At 37.5% G+C, this 15478-nt stretch carries 14 protein-coding genes and 1 tRNA gene; all 15 read left to right on the forward strand.

Features of this window, described 5'->3' with window-relative positions; translation table 11 throughout:
* The first annotated feature begins 40 nt into the window (after positions 1–40).
* The 15 genes from MOQ65_RS00375 (at position 41) to mscL (ending at position 15377) form a co-directional block, all read left to right on the forward strand.
* The gene (locus tag MOQ65_RS00375; protein WP_257846332.1) at positions 41–1069 is read left to right on the forward strand and encodes an AraC family transcriptional regulator; all 1029 of its coding nucleotides are present in this window, start codon (positions 41–43) and stop codon (positions 1067–1069) included.
* 382 nt (positions 1070–1451) lie between these two features.
* A complete protein-coding gene (ttdA, locus tag MOQ65_RS00380; RefSeq protein ID WP_060924031.1) occupies positions 1452–2354 on the forward strand; it encodes a L(+)-tartrate dehydratase subunit alpha in 903 nt (300 codons plus the stop codon).
* Positions 2354–2965 carry a L(+)-tartrate dehydratase subunit beta gene (gene ttdB, locus MOQ65_RS00385; protein ID WP_060924030.1) on the forward strand — a complete coding sequence of 204 codons (612 nt, stop codon included), beginning with the start codon at positions 2354–2356 and terminating at the stop codon, positions 2963–2965. The genes ttdA and ttdB overlap by 1 nt, the downstream gene beginning before the upstream one ends.
* A 103-nt stretch (positions 2966–3068) precedes the next feature.
* Positions 3069–4337 carry an SLC13 family permease gene (locus MOQ65_RS00390; protein ID WP_155086774.1) on the forward strand — a complete coding sequence of 423 codons (1269 nt, stop codon included), beginning with the start codon at positions 3069–3071 and terminating at the stop codon, positions 4335–4337.
* 368 nt (positions 4338–4705) lie between these two features.
* The gene (locus MOQ65_RS00395; RefSeq protein ID WP_257846333.1) at positions 4706–6376 is read left to right on the forward strand and encodes a formate--tetrahydrofolate ligase; all 1671 of its coding nucleotides are present in this window, start codon (positions 4706–4708) and stop codon (positions 6374–6376) included.
* A gap of 150 nt (positions 6377–6526) precedes the next feature.
* Positions 6527–7144 carry a cyclodeaminase/cyclohydrolase family protein gene (locus tag MOQ65_RS00400; protein ID WP_257846334.1) on the forward strand — a complete coding sequence of 206 codons (618 nt, stop codon included), beginning with the start codon at positions 6527–6529 and terminating at the stop codon, positions 7142–7144.
* Between the two features lie 248 nt (positions 7145–7392).
* Positions 7393–8721: a nucleobase:cation symporter-2 family protein gene (locus MOQ65_RS00405; RefSeq protein ID WP_257846335.1), complete on the forward strand. Its 1329-nt coding sequence runs from the start codon at positions 7393–7395 to the stop codon at positions 8719–8721.
* Between the two features lie 217 nt (positions 8722–8938).
* Positions 8939–9379, forward strand: coding sequence for an MOSC domain-containing protein (locus tag MOQ65_RS00410; protein ID WP_257846336.1), 441 nt, complete (start codon positions 8939–8941; stop codon positions 9377–9379).
* 25 nt (positions 9380–9404) lie between these two features.
* The gene (gene moaA / locus MOQ65_RS00415; RefSeq protein ID WP_105089470.1) at positions 9405–10370 is read left to right on the forward strand and encodes a GTP 3',8-cyclase MoaA; all 966 of its coding nucleotides are present in this window, start codon (positions 9405–9407) and stop codon (positions 10368–10370) included.
* A gap of 1 nt (position 10371) precedes the next feature.
* Positions 10372–10674: a hypothetical protein gene (locus MOQ65_RS00420; RefSeq protein ID WP_105089469.1), complete on the forward strand. Its 303-nt coding sequence runs from the start codon at positions 10372–10374 to the stop codon at positions 10672–10674.
* A 74-nt stretch (positions 10675–10748) separates the two neighbouring features.
* Positions 10749–10824: transfer RNA gene (locus tag MOQ65_RS00425), tRNA-Lys, on the forward strand.
* A 174-nt stretch (positions 10825–10998) separates the two neighbouring features.
* Complete coding sequence (locus MOQ65_RS00430; protein WP_257846337.1) at positions 10999–11940, forward strand: Dyp-type peroxidase; 942 nt, start codon at positions 10999–11001, stop codon at positions 11938–11940.
* Positions 11941–12121: 181 nt separating this feature from the next.
* The gene (gene thrC / locus MOQ65_RS00435; protein WP_257846338.1) at positions 12122–13621 is read left to right on the forward strand and encodes a threonine synthase; all 1500 of its coding nucleotides are present in this window, start codon (positions 12122–12124) and stop codon (positions 13619–13621) included.
* 143 nt (positions 13622–13764) lie between these two features.
* The gene (locus MOQ65_RS00440) at positions 13765–14652 is read left to right on the forward strand and encodes a DMT family transporter (protein WP_257846339.1); all 888 of its coding nucleotides are present in this window, start codon (positions 13765–13767) and stop codon (positions 14650–14652) included.
* Between the two features lie 257 nt (positions 14653–14909).
* Complete coding sequence (gene mscL / locus MOQ65_RS00445) at positions 14910–15377, forward strand: large conductance mechanosensitive channel protein MscL (protein ID WP_105089463.1); 468 nt, start codon at positions 14910–14912, stop codon at positions 15375–15377.
* The last annotated feature ends 101 nt before the right edge of the window (positions 15378–15478 follow it).

A 15478-nucleotide genomic window follows, 5' to 3' on the forward strand; every position in this document is an offset into this window, starting at 1 on the left:
AGGAATGCATTTTTGATTTTTCAGGGAGAGTTTTGCAACTATGGATTACTTTCACTATACCTATAAACATAACCATATAGATTTCAATAGTGATATATATAAGGTTAGTACCTATCATTACAACTGGCATAGAGGGGTAGAAATCTTAGTTTTGTTAAAGGGACGAATAGACATGAGTTGTAACAGTGAGGTCTTTACAATGGAACCTCTTGATAGCATCATTATGTCTCCTCAAGTAGGACATGCTACGTTGGCTTTAGAGGAGGATACAACGGCTCTTGTTATTCATATAAGTAAGGAGTTTTTCCAACACTTTGAGCCTAACTTTGGAATGTATCAATTTGTACTGCGTTCAGATGCAAGTAATCGGAATAATCCTTTCTTTACGTTATTACGGCATCATGCAGCACAAATGATGTTGTTAATGGTGAATGGTAAAAGTCCTGATTATCAATTATGGCTGGAACATCATTATTTAGCTTTGACTAGTGCTATATATCGTGAAATTGATACGGTTAAGTCTATCCCTGTACATACAAAACCTGCGGATATGACCGTAGCCACCTTTGATAAGATGATTGCTTATATCGATGAAAACTATCAACAGAAGATTGAGCTAGAAGATATTGCAAAGATAGGCGGCTATAATGTGAACTACACATCTCAATTCTTTAAACGCCAGTTAGGTGTTTCTTTTCTTGAGTATGTATTGCGCTTGAGATTGCGAGAGGCTACAGTCCGTCTTGTTAATTCTAATGATGGGGTTGCACATATTGCTAGCAGTTGTGGATTTGCAGATATTAAGGCATTCAATGTGGCATTTAAGAAGCGGTTCCATACAACTCCATCTGAATATAGAAAGCAAGCAAAAGAGATGGGACGAAAGACAAAGTTACATGATTGGAAGGAAATTATTTCTACTCAAGAAAAAGATATTATGAAGATCTTAGAAGCTTGTGGCCCCTATAAAGCGGATTCTCTATATAGTCTTGAATTAGAGAGTGCTAATCAAAAATTACAGAATGTTAAGGAACAACTGGAGATTGTTGTTAAAAAACTATCATCTTAATTTTTCAGCTTCAATATGGTGATGATATGGCATAAATTGCATTCCACTATGTACATAATTTGAAAAATATACAATCATTAGGTATAGGTGATTTTGTATATATGATAATCCTCTGTAGATATATGGTTAAAGAGCATTACTTTTAGATAAGTAATGCTCTTTTTAGTTTTATTATGGGTGAAATTGTATATTTTATAATGCTAAAAATTTTAGATTATAGGCATTTTATATAGTTTTGACGATATTTAATTATTTAAAATGAACTTGTAAATTGGATAGTTATATACTGAAAAAAGAGTAGAATAGAATCATCGAAAGGAGCTAAGGTTCCGAAACAGAAATAATCACGTCTTAAATAATGAAGTCTTTTTGGAGGTTTGCGATGAGTACGAAGGAACAACAAGTACAAGAAATGACAAATAAGATAGCTAATTTCATTTCTTATATGGCAAAGGTATTGCCTGATGATGTACAAGAAAAAATTCATGAATTGGCACAGGATGAAAAAAATCCTATGGCTAAATCTATTTATGAAACAATGCAACATAATATGGATTTAGCAGCTCAGCTTAATCGTCCTTCTTGTCAAGATACTGGTGTATTACAATTTTGGGTAAAGGTTGGATCTAATTATCCCTTACTAGGAGAATTAGAAGATATTCTAAGAGAAGCAACTTATAAGGCTACACAAGAGGCTCCATTACGATTGAACTGTGTAGAAACTTTTGATGAGTTTAATACTGGTAAAAATATTGGCCTCACTGCACCTTATATTCACTGGGATATCATTCCTGGCCGTGATGATGTAGAAATCTTCCCTTATATGGCTGGTGGCGGGTGTTCCTTGCCAGGGTCAGGTAAAACATTGATGCCTGGTGAAGGCTATGAAGGTGTTGCTAAGTTTGTTCTTGATTTGATGACAAGCTATGGTTTGAATGCGTGTCCTCCACTATTGGTAGGTGTAGGGATTGCTACAACTATTGATACCGCTGCTGGATTATCTAAAAAAGCATTAATGCGCCCTGTATCTTCAAAAGCACCTAATGAAAAAGCGGCTTATATGGAACAATTGTTAGAAGATGGAATTAATAAGATTGGTATTGGACCTCAAGGTATGGGTGGGGATAAAACTGTTTTAGGTGTGAACATTGAACATGGAACACGTCATCCATCTGTTATTTCTTGTGCTGTTAGTGTAGGTTGTTGGAATCATCGTCGCGGCAATCTCGTATTTGACAAGGATGGTAATTGCACAGTTAAATCTCATAAAGGAGTGACATTATAATGGCTAAGAAAATATTAACTACACCTATTCAACAATCTGATTTAGCAGGCATTAAGCCAGGCGATGTGATTTATTTGACTGGGCATATTACAACCTGTCGTGATATGGGGCATCGTCGTGTGGTAGAAGAAGGTAAAACGTTACCGGTTGATGTTAAAGATGGGGCTATACTTCATGCAGGACCAATTATTCGTACAATAAGCGATAATGAATTTGAAGTTGTATCTGTAGGACCTACTACATCTATGCGTATGGAAAAATTTGAATATGAATTTGTTAAAAAGACAGGTGTACGTCTCATTGTAGGTAAAGGTGGAATGGGTCCTGAAACAGCACGTGCCTGCAAAGACTTTGGTGCACTACACTGTGTGTTCCCTGCAGGTAATGCCGTACTTGCTGCTACAGAAGTCGAAAAAGTAGAATCTGCTAATTGGAGAGAATTAGGTATGTGTGAAACTTTATGGACTTTTAAGGTTAAAGAATTTGGTCCGCTCATCGTATCCATCGATGCGGAAGGGAATAACTACTTTGAAAATAAAAAAGTAGAATACAATGCGAAGAAAGATGAAGTGTTAGAAGAGATTTATAAACACGTAAGCTTCATTAAATAATCGAATTGTGATCTTCAATTTAATAGGAGGATTATACGGATTTTGTACAATCCTCCTTTTTTGTACCCTTTTTTAGGTATATTACACGTATTGGGAGGTATTTATGGATACGAGTGTAATGATAACTCTTGGCTTCTTGGTATTTGCCATCGTCATGTTTGCATGGGAGAAAATTCCATTATCTATTACTGCTATGGTTGTAGCAGTAGGTTTGCACTTAAGTGGAGTCTTATCTGCTAAAGAAGCATTCGCCGGTTTTGTAGATCCAAATGTCTTACTATTTATGGGTATGTTTGTTATTGGTGAAGCTTTCTTTGCAACAGGCGTAGCCGTAGGCGTAGGTAATGTAGTTCATAAGTTTGCTAAAACTGAAACATCTTTACTCGTTGCAGTTATGATGATTACAGGTATTTTATCTGGTTTCTTATCTAATACTGGTACAGCGGCTGTACTGATTCCTGTAATTATCGGTATTTGTAAAAAAAGTGGTTTTAAACAAACTAAATTGTTGATGCCTCTTGTGTTTGCTGCAGCTATGGGTGGTAATATTTCACTTATCGGCGCTCCTGGCAATATGATTGCGCAAGCGGGCTTACAACAAGCGGGCCTAGGCTCTTTTGGTTTCTTTGATTATGGTCTAGTAGGTTTGCCAATTCTAATTGTTGGTACTATTTTCTATGCTACAATTGGTAAACGTTTCTTACCAGATGCTCCAAGTCATCAACCAGATGGTGCCTTTGAAGGCAATGACGATTATAGCCATGTACCGTCTTGGAAAAAATGGACTGCTGCAATTGTATTGATTTTGACAGTTGTTGCTATGATCTTTGAAAAACAATTAGGTGTAAAACTTTATGTGAGTGCCTGGATAGGTGCTCTTGTATTAGTTGCTACTAATGTTATTAGTGAAAGTGCAGCTGTTAGATCTATAGATATGAAAACAATCATGCTCTTCGCTGGCTCTATGGCCCTTGGGGACGCAATGGTTAAAACAGGTACTGGTTCTGTAATTGCAGATCTTATCGTAAACAGCCTTGGTGCTAGTCCATCTCCAATTGTTGTTCTAGTAGTAATCTTTGTGCTTGGTGTATTCATGACGAACTTTATGTCTAATACTGCTACCTGTGCATTATTGGTACCAATCGGTCTTAGCTTAGCATCTCAATTGGGATTCGATCCAAAAGCAGTGCTTGCAGCTATTGTAATCGCTAGCTCCTTAGCGTATGCTACCCCAATTGGTATGCCTGCGAATACTATGGTATACAACATTGCTGGTTATAGCTTCATGGATTATGTGAAAGCTGGTTTGCCACTCATCGTTGTATCTAGTATAGTAGCACTTATATTGTTACCAATTTTATTCCCATTTTAATGAGATAATATAAGTTTTTTAGAAAGAGCCCTAATGTATATTGCATTAGGGCTCTTTCTCATATGTGCAATAGGTAGGGATAAACGTATTAGATAATATAATTTAGCTATTAGATGTTTTAGATGTATTATACGTATTTGACGTATTAGATTTTCTATACGTCTTAGGCATCTTAGATCTATTAGATATATTACTAAAATTGTTAAGGATTAATATTAGACATACGTAATACTTTCATATATAATAGATTACTGTAGTTGTACAAATATACATCTACAGTAGACAATTAATATTAAATAGTAAATATTAGATAATATGTTAATAGTTGTTATATAGTTGATAGATGGCCATGGTGCCAAGGAGGCTTTATGTTAAGCGATATTGAGATTGCCCAACAGAATAAAATGGAAAAAATTCAGGTCATTGCCGATAAATGCGGTTTAACCCCTGATGATATTGAACAATATGGTCATTATAAAGCGAAGATTTCTTTTGATGCTATTCGTCGCTTAGAAGATAAGACAGATGGTAAATTGGTATTAGTTACGGCTATTACACCGACGCCAGCAGGTGAAGGGAAGTCTACAACGAGCATTGGTCTTGTACAAGGGTTACAAAAAATTGGCAAAAATGCTATTGCCACATTGCGTGAGCCATCCTTAGGTCCTGTATTTGGCATTAAGGGTGGTGCAGCAGGGGGTGGTTACGCTCAAGTTGTACCAATGGATGATATTAACCTTCATTTTACAGGTGATATGCACGCTATTACAGCAGCTAATAATTTATTGTCCGCTATGATCGACAATCACATCCATCAAGGCAATGAATTGCAAATCGATTTGCGTCAATTATCTTGGACTCGTGTTTTAGATATGAATGACCGTGCCCTTCGTAATGTTACCGTAGCACTTGGCGGTAAAGTGTGTGGTTTCCCACGAGAAGATCACTTCATGATTACTGTTGCTTCTGAAATCATGGCTATTCTTTGCTTGGCTAAAGATTTAGAAGATTTGAAAGAACGCTTTGGTCGTATCGTTATCGGCTGTAATTTAGCAGGTGAGCCTGTTTATGTTCATCAGCTAGGTTGCCAAGGTGCGATGGCCCTTCTTATGAAAGATGCTATAAAGCCGAATTTAGTACAAACATTAGAACATACACCAGCTATCGTTCACGGTGGTCCATTTGCTAATATCGCTCATGGTTGTAACTCCATCGTAGCTACAAAGCTTGGTCTTAAATTAGGCGATATCGTAGTTACTGAAGCTGGTTTCGGTGCTGACTTAGGGGCTGAAAAGTTCCTTGATATCAAATGTCGTTACGGTAATATTTTCCCTGATACAATTGTAATCGTAGCTACATTGCGTGCTCTTAAAATGCATGGTGGTGTGCCTAAACAAGAACTTAGCACTGAAAATGTTGAAGCTGTTACAAAAGGTTTCAGCAATTTGCAAAAAGCCATCGAAAATATGCGTTACTTCAATGTGCCTGTATTGGTAGCAATTAATAAATTTGCTACCGATACCGATGCAGAGATTGCTGAATTGACTCGTCTCTGTGATGACTTTGGTGTACCTGTAGAGCTCAATGAATGTTGGGAAAAAGGCGGCGAAGGCGGCATTGATATGGCGAAAAAGGTCGTAGAATTGCTTGAAGGTTCTAAACCAACACCTAAATTCGTATATGATTTAGAAGATAGCTTAGAAGAAAAGGTAAATAAAATCGTTAAAACCATTTATGGTGGCGATGGCGTTATCTTTACAGATAAAGCTAAAAAGCAAATTAAACAATTAGCTGATTGGGGTCTTGATCGTTTGCCTGTATGTATGGCAAAAACACAATACTCCTTATCTGATAATCCAGCTTTATTGGGGGCACCGAAAGGATTTACTATTACCGTATCCGATATTCGCGTTGCTAATGGAGCAGGCTTTATCGTATGTCGTACCGGTGATGTAATGGTTATGCCTGGTCTTCCTAAACGTCCTGCCGCTCTTAATATGGATATCGAAGCAGATGGTACGATTAAAGGTTTATTCTAATATAAATTCCTTGTAGTAGACAATTTTTTTACTGCCGATTGGTAGTGTCTACTTTCACTAGTTTATATAGTGTGTTACCTGTATATTTTTATAGAAATGACAAAGCGATAACAAGGATAGCTTGTTATCGCTTTTACATGAGGTCTTGTTATGAATTTAGTAGAACAACGTGTTGTAGATTTTGTAGCAGCTACTGCATCTAAAGAACCAACTCCAGGTGGTGGAGCCATTGCGGCCTTAACAGCTGCAACTGGTGTAGCATTAGCTGAAATGGTGGCGAATTTAACCTTTGGTAAAAAGGGATATGAAGATGTTCAATCTGACATGAAAGATCTTCAAGCTAAAGCGGAATCTATTCGTAATCGCATGCTCGAATTATCTCAAGCTGATGCAGATGTATTTAATATCTTTATGAATGCCTTAGGTTTGCCAAAGAATACAGATGAAGAAAAGGCTAAACGTACTGCCGCTATTCAACAAGCTTATAAAGATGCTGCAATGGTTCCCTTTGAAATCGGCGAGTTAGCCTATCAAATCTTTGATTTAGCAGAGTTAGCATCTAAAAAAGGTAATCAAAATCTTATTACTGATGGTATTATTGCTGCAATCAATGCTCGTGCTGCAGTAAAGGCGGCATTCCTAAACGTACGTATTAATTTATCAGGTATTAAAGACGAAGCATTTGTAGCTGATATAACCACAAAAATGAAGGCTATTGAAACAGGTTTAGATGATAAAGAAGCGGCAATTATAGCGTTATATGTATAGCCAATTCAAAATAGCAGTTTAAAATAGCAGATTAAAATAACAAGATATACGACTGTATATACTAATCAATAATACTGTGGATGATTTCGAACGATTAAGGTTTTTAAAAATCTAACGTTCGGAAAAATATCGAAAGAGAACTTATTATTTCTTTTAAAAATAATGAGTTCTCTTTTTTCTATTGTTAAAATCCGAACGATAGTGTAAAATAAATGGGTGTTATTTCGAGGTTTGATGTAGGAGACATTATGACAGATCAAAAACAAATGAATACGGTCGATAGTATGTTGCCAATACCACAGCTCTTTGCCTTTGGTTTACAACACGTACTGGCCATGTATGCAGGTGCCGTTGCTGTACCTATTATTGTGGCACAGGCCATGAATTTACCTATGGAAGATTTGATTCGATTAATTACAGCGGACTTATTTACCTGCGGTATCGCCACATTAATCCAAACATTAGGTTTTGGTAAAATTGGTGGACGTATTCCTATGATCCAAGGTGTTACCTTTGCTTCTGTTGGACCTATGGCCATGATTGGTGCTCAGCATGGTATGACTGCTATTTATGGTGCTATTATCATAGCCGGTTTATTTACCTTCTTGATAGCTCCCTTCTTTAGTCGTCTTATTCGCTTATTCCCACCTGTAGTTACAGGTACAATTATTACCATTATTGGTATTAACTTGATGCCAGTTGCTATTAATTGGATGGGCGGCGGTATAGGTAATCCTCAATTTGGTAGTTTTACTAATATTGGACTAGGGTTCCTTACCTTCTTAATTGTCGTATTTGTTTATAAATTTGCCAAAGGATTCTTTAGTAATCTTTCTGTACTAATTGGTTTGATTGCAGGTACAGCGATTGCGTTTGCCATGGGCGTTACAAACTTTGATGAAGTTGGTCGTTCCCACTGGATTGCGTTTATTGAGCCTTTCTATTTCGGGTTACCAACCTTTGATTGGGCGTCTGTACTTTCCATGATTATCGTAATGCTCGTAGTTATGGTAGAAACAACTGGTGATAGTATCGCTATTGGTGAAATCGTAGATAAGCCAATTGGTCGTAAAGAACTTGCTTCTATTATTCGTGCTGATGGGGTATCTACAATTATTGGTGGTATTCTTAATAGCTTCCCTTACACAGCATTCGCTCAAAACGTTGGTCTTATTGCCGTAACAGGTGTTAAGAGCCGTTTTGTTGTAGCTGCATCGGGTGTAATCTTAATTTTATTGGGATTATTCCCTAAATTAGCAGCCATTGTAGCTAGCATTCCGAATGCCGTGTTGGGCGGTGCTGGTATTGCCATGTTCGGCATGATCGTTGCTAGTGGTATTCGTTCCTTAGGCAAAGTTAGCTTTGAAGGCAACCATAATTTAATGCTCGTAGCTATCAGTATTGGTGTAGCTATGATCCCAATCGCAGCACCAAACTTTTATGCTAATTTCCCTGCTTGGGCACAAATTATTTTAAAATCTGGTATTACCTTTGGTAGTATTATGGCAATTTTGCTTAACTTACTATTTAATGGTGTTAATCATGGTGACGAAATTAAAGAAATGGGTCGCCGATAAAAATTACTAAAAAGAACTCTGTTTCTTGGAGCAGAGTTCTTTTTTAGTGATTAAATTCACAGGAAATTTGTGTGAATACTATGCTATAATAGATAGATAATTGTAGAATAATTTTGTGATGCTTTCAGGAACATGAAAATTATAAAAATGACTGCAATTACATGTTGAAATAAAGTTATGTATATATGGTATGTTCCCATAAGAAGGGAAGGGCTACATGGCAGAAGAAAAAATTATTGCTATCTCTATTAGTGAGAAAAAAGGGCAAAAGAAACATAATATTGAATCCGCTAATCTTATTGTAGATCACGGTATGGAAGGTGATGCGCACGCAGGTAACTGGCATCGTCAAATCAGCTTGCTTGGCATTGCAAGTATAGATCATATGCGCGCTCAAGGGGCGGATGTTAAACCGGGTGATTTTGCAGAAAATATCACTGTTGAAGGTATGGTACTTTACGAATTAGCCGTAGGTACACAATTACAAATTGGCAGTGATGTAATTCTTGAAATTACTCAAATTGGTAAGGAATGTCATCATGGCTGTGAAATCATGAAACAAGTAGGATCTTGTATCATGCCTACACAAGGCATCTTTGGCAAAGTCCTTAAAAATGGTACGATTCACGTAGGTGATGAAGTATCTATTATCAAATAACTTAGTCGTACAAACGAGGTGTGTTATGAAAGACGCATGGGGCCGTACAATTGAATATGTACGTCTGTCACTGACAGATGCGTGTAATTTTTGTTGTCCCTATTGTCGACCTGCTGAAATTACACCTCAAAGTCAAACCCAATTATTATCAGTTGATGAATGGATGACTATTTTAGGTGCCTTCCATCGTATCGGCGTGAAAGCGGTACGTTTAACTGGTGGCGAGCCATTGCTATATCCTCATATTGAAGAGCTTTTAACTCGTATTAAGGATACTGGTTGGTTTGAAGATATATCTATGACTACTAATGGTAGCTTGCTTGCATCTCGAGCACAACGATTGAAAAAACTTGGTTTGAACCGAGTGAATATCAGTTTAGATTCTCTTGAAAGTGATGCCTTTGCCACTTGTGTAGGCAAAGAGGGGCAGCTAGATTCCGTATTAGATGGTATTCGCAGTGCTATTAGCGAGAATTTTAAATCAGTAAAGATTAATACCGTATTATCTCGCCATTGGTCTGATGATGAAGTTAAATCTTTATTACAGTATGTAGAAAAGTGGCCTGTTGTATGGCGTTTTATTGAATATATGCCATTCCAAGGCGATGCGTTCCATGGTCCAACCTTTGATGAATGGAAGGCTCAATTAGAACGTGTTAGTGGAGGTCCGCTTACAGAAGTACATTCCGTTTATGGCTTTGGCCCTGCTACGTATTTAGCGCTACCAAGTGGAAAGGCTGTAGGATTCATCTTTTCTATGTCTCATAGCTACTGCGATACATGTAATCGCGTTCGTCTTACATCAGATGGGCAAATGCGTTTATGCTTGTTGCGTGATGATGAGGCTGATCTTGTATCTCTTGTGCGCAATGGTGCGACCGAGGAAGATTTAGCTTTGCATATTGAACGTGCATTGCAGCGAAAGCAAGAACGTCATGATGGCGTAGGTATGGAACAACCAGAACGTCCTATGTGGCGCATTGGAGGATAATATGGGATTTTTTGATTTTCTAAAACCAAGATCAAAGGAACATATTGAAGAATGTTGGCCTGGTGGCAAGATGCTTCAAGTCCATATAGAATACGATACAAAATCTGCTGTCATTACTTACAAGGGACGTTATGGATTGCAATTTAATGTGCCAAAGGCTGATGTGACAAATATTATTATTAAAGAGGTAAGTCGTACGCATAGTGTTCTTCAACTATATAGTGGTACTGACTGCGTAGGAACTAGTGATATTCTCCCTACGGAGGCTTGTAATACGATGAAGGATTGGCTAGGACGATATTGATGTATATGTTTTATAGGAATGTAATAAATATTCTTTACATTCCTATAAAATAGGCATATAATTAGTCGTGTCATGGACCACTAGCTCAGCTGGCAGAGCACCTGACTCTTAATCAGGGTGTCCAGGGTTCGAACCCCTGGTGGTCCACCAAAATAAACCCGCACTACTGTGCGGGTTTTTCTTCTATATTTTAAGTATTTGTATAATCTGCAACTACTTTATGGACGGATATGCTTCATTTACTTAATATGACGTATTTTGTAGACAATAAATGATTAAAAGCTTATTATTAATAATAATAGTTTTTATCATTAGGAGGTTCTTATGGCAGTAGATGTTTCTAGAACACAAGATGTGTATAAAGATGCTGGACAAAGTGTAAATTTTACAACATTATTATTAAATCGTAAAGATCGTGACGCTGAACTCGAAGTGATTCAAGATATGGCGGACCGCATTCAAGCTATTAAACGCTCTGTTAGCATTCGTGCAAATGGTGAAGGTTTGGGCATTGCTTTTGGTTTCAGCCGGAAAGCATGGGATTATTTATTCCCTAATGCACCTGTACCAAAAGAGTTAGAAGACTTCCAAGGTATTAAAGGTGATAAACAAGACGTACCAGCTGTAGCAGCTGATTTATTCTTACATGTACGTTCTAATGATGAGTCCGTTACATATACTGTAGTGGATCAAATTATGGAGTTCTTACGTCCTATTACAACTGTAGTCGATGAAACTCATGGCTTCCATTATGAACAAGGTCGCGCCATCATCGATTTCGTAGATGGTACTGAAAACCCTGTTGGTCAAGAAGCTGTAGAGTGGGGCGTTATTGGTGATGAAGATCCTGAATTCATTAATGGCTCTTATGCATTTGCTCAAAAATATGAACACGATCTTGATGCGTGGCGTGCGCTTCCTACAGAAATGCAAGAAAAGTTTATTGGCCGTCGTAAATTCAGCGATATTGAGTTAGAAGATGATGAAAAAGATCCAGCAGCTCATAATGTAGTGGCTCAAGATAATCGCGATGATAAAGAACATAAAATCGTGCGCATGAATGTAGCCTTTGCTCAACCGGGTCAAGGTGTACGTGGTACATACTTTATTGGCTATGCTCGTTACTGGGATGTAACTAAAACAATGCTTACTAATATGTTTACGCAAAATGATAAATTGCTTGATTATTCCAAACCTATTACAGGCATGCTCTTCTTTATTCCATCCCTTGATACATTGGATGCTATTGCAGAAGGCGAATTATAATCTGCATAGCTAGTTTATGCATGATTTATATGGTTTGTGATGCTCAGTTTTGTTAGCAGCATATAATTTGAGTGAAAATACCATATAAATTCTATAGAAGCGCTCCTTTTAGGGGCGCTTTTATGCTATAATAAATCTATTAAACTCGTAAAATCCATTGTAGTTATGAATGAGGTATTCCATGAATTATACTAGCACCCGCGGTACCGTTGCGGTAAATGAAACATATGCATTGTTGCACGGCTTAGCAGAGGATGGTGGTCTATATGTACCATCTTTATTCCCTACAAACTGCTTAACTTACAATGATGTGAAAGATAAAAACTATCAAGAGGTAGCAGCTATTGTATTATCTAAGTTGTTCCCATGCTTCTCTGAAGCTCATTTAAATGAAATGATCAATTCTGCATACTCTGATGCTAATTTCAGTACTCGTGATATTGCACCATTACATTCCTTATTAGAAAAGGTTTCTGTATTGGAATTATTCCACGGCCGTACACAAGCTTTCAAAGATATGGCATTGTCCTTATTCCCATATCTATTGGTGGCAGCAAAAGAAGCAGAAGGTGAGAAAAAAGAGGTTCTTATCTTAACGGCTACATCTGGTGATACTGGTAAAGCCGCACTGGAAGGCTTTAAAGATGTACCTGGTACACATATCCAAGTATTCTACCCAACAGATGGTGTAAGCCCTATGCAAGCAGAACAAATGCAAAAGCAAGAAGGGGAGAATGTTAATGTCACTGCGATTCATGGTAACTTTGATGATGCTCAACAATTCTTGAAACGCTTATTCGTTGATAAGGCTACAGCAGAAGAGGTTGCGGAAAAAGGTGTTATGTTCTCCAGTGCGAACTCCATTAACATCGGCCGCTTGGCACCGCAAGTAGTGTACTATGTAAATGCCTATGCTGAGCTCGTAGCACAAGGTGCTATTCACGAAGACGAAGCTTTCAACGTAGTAGTGCCAACAGGTAACTTTGGTAATATCTTGGCTGCTTACTATGCTAAAAAAATGGGTATTCCTATTGGTAAATTGATTTGTGCATCCAACCAAAACAATGTGCTCACTGAGTTCTTTGAAACTGGCACATACGATATGAATCGTCCATTCTATACAACGATTTCTCCATCTATGGATATTCTTGAATCCTCCAACTTTGAACGTTTCTTGTATTATATTTCTGGTGAAGATAGTGAACGTACCGCTGGTTGGATGAAAGATCTTAAAGCAACAGGTAAATTGACTGTCAATGAAGAAGAGTTCAGTCGTGTTAAAGCTAATTTCGCAGGTGCCTACGTTGATGATGAAGAAACAAAAGCCATCATTGAACAAGTGTACAACTCCTATGGTTATGTAATGGACCCTCATACGGCGGTAGCTATGGGTGCATACATGAAGGAATTAGAAAAACATCCTGAAGACGGTGCACGCCATACAATTATTGCGTCTACTGCACATCCATTTAAATTCCCTACAGCCATTTGCGAGGCTTTAGATATCAAAGTAGGTGACACACCGTATGAAAGCTTAGATAATATTTCTGCTGTAACGGGTGTAGCATTCCCTAAACAATTGGAAGCTTTGAAATCTAAACCGTTGCGTTTCACAAAAGCAATCGATAAAGAGGATATGAAACAAGAAATTCTTGATTTTGTAGATACGTTCTCTAAATAATACGATGCCGCCTTTCGTTAGAAGGGCGGCATATATTTTGGCTTTGTGAATTCTGTATCTCCTGTATATCGGAGTGCTTATATAGATAATACAGGACAGTAACTATGTAGTTACATTATAGTAGAAGTGTATAGGGAGGTAGTATGGCTAAAAAAGGCCTTATGTACGCATTGTTATCGGCTCTTTTGTTGAGTACGATGAATTTATTCGTAAAGATGCTAGGCTCTAATATTCCTTCTGGGGAAATTGCCTTTTTCCGTGGCTTATTTGGTACGGTAGCGGTTCTTATCGTTATGTATACCCAAGGCATCCGATTCTCTAAAGAAGATAGAGGACATCTACTAATGCGCGGTTTATACGGCGGCTTTGGTATGGTTTGTAACTTTATTGCCTTAGTGCATTTAAAGTTATCTGATGCAACGATTCTATTTCAAACATCAGGTATATTTGTATTGATATTTAGCGCCTTATTTCTTAAAGAACGGGTACCTAAAGGGGCTGGGAAATGGCTTCTTTTAATCTTTGTAGCTGTAATGGTTATGGTAAATCCATTTAGCTTTACCGGCTTTACTTGGTTTGCCTTAGTAGCTATTTTAGGGGCTGCTTTATCTGCGGCTGCGTATACAACGATTCGCCTTATATCTAAGCGAGGTAAACATAGTAATTTCGAAATTATGGCGTATTTTATGATTACAGGTATGATTGCAGGACTTGTTACAACTGATAAACTCGTTATGCCTCAAGGCACAGATTGGCTTATCATCTTGGCGATTGGTGGTATTAGTGTAGTGGCTCAGTTCTTCTTGACTGGTGCCTTTGTTACAACTAACGCTGTAGTGGCACAATTCTTACAATATGTTGGTGTATTCATCAGTTCCTTCTATGGCTTCTTGTTCTTTGGTGAAAGCTTATCTATTAAAACGATAGGCGCTGGTGTGGCGATGTTCGTATCTTCTGTTATGTTGGCTCGCCTCAAAGAACAAAGTGGACCTTTACAAGAAGGAAAGGTTATAGAGGATAAAATTAAATAATTGTCGAATCTATACAATAATAGACGTTGTATGACAGTAGAGGTGCTAATCACATTCGTGATTGGCACCTTTTAACATGGTGCGAAAAGTACGCATAAATACTGATTTATTACAATTTTAGATTGACCTATGAAAAACTATATTAAATAAATTCGAAAAACTACATCGAAAAATATTGACATCTCTTCATCTTTCCTTTATGATTAGTACAGTTATTAACGCATTCTCAATTAAGTGTATCTAGGAGTAGTGAGAACATGAAAGATTTTTTGAACGATTTTAAAGCTTTTGCATTCAAAGGTAACATGATGGACCTTGCTATTGGTATGATTATTGGGGCTGCTTTCACAGCGTTGGTTAACTCCGTTGTAAGCAACTTGTTCATGCCTATTATCAGCTTGTTCACAGGCGGTATTGATTTCAGTAACTTGTACTTGCCATTAAATGCTGCATCTAAAGATGCATTTATGTCTGGTGCTGATATTAATACAGCTCGTGCAGTTGGTTCTGTATTGCCATACGGTACATTTATTACTGATTTGATTCAATTCTTAATCTTGGCGTTCGTTGTATTCTTGATGGTTCGCGCATTAGCTAAAATGATGAAAAACGCGAAAGAAGAAGAAGCTGCTGAAGCACCTACAACTAAAGAATGTCCATTCTGTAAAACAGAAATTCACATTGATGCAGTTAAATGTCCTAACTGTACAGCAGATTTGAAATAATTCAAATTTAAAGCTACATAAAGGGAGTAAGGCCTAGGCCTTACTCCTTTTTGTTGTATTACGCCAGCTTTCTAGTATAAAATATAAGTATATAGTAGAAA

It is taken from the genome of Veillonella faecalis, from assembly GCF_024677885.1.
GTDB lineage: Bacteria > Bacillota > Negativicutes > Veillonellales > Veillonellaceae > Veillonella > Veillonella nakazawae.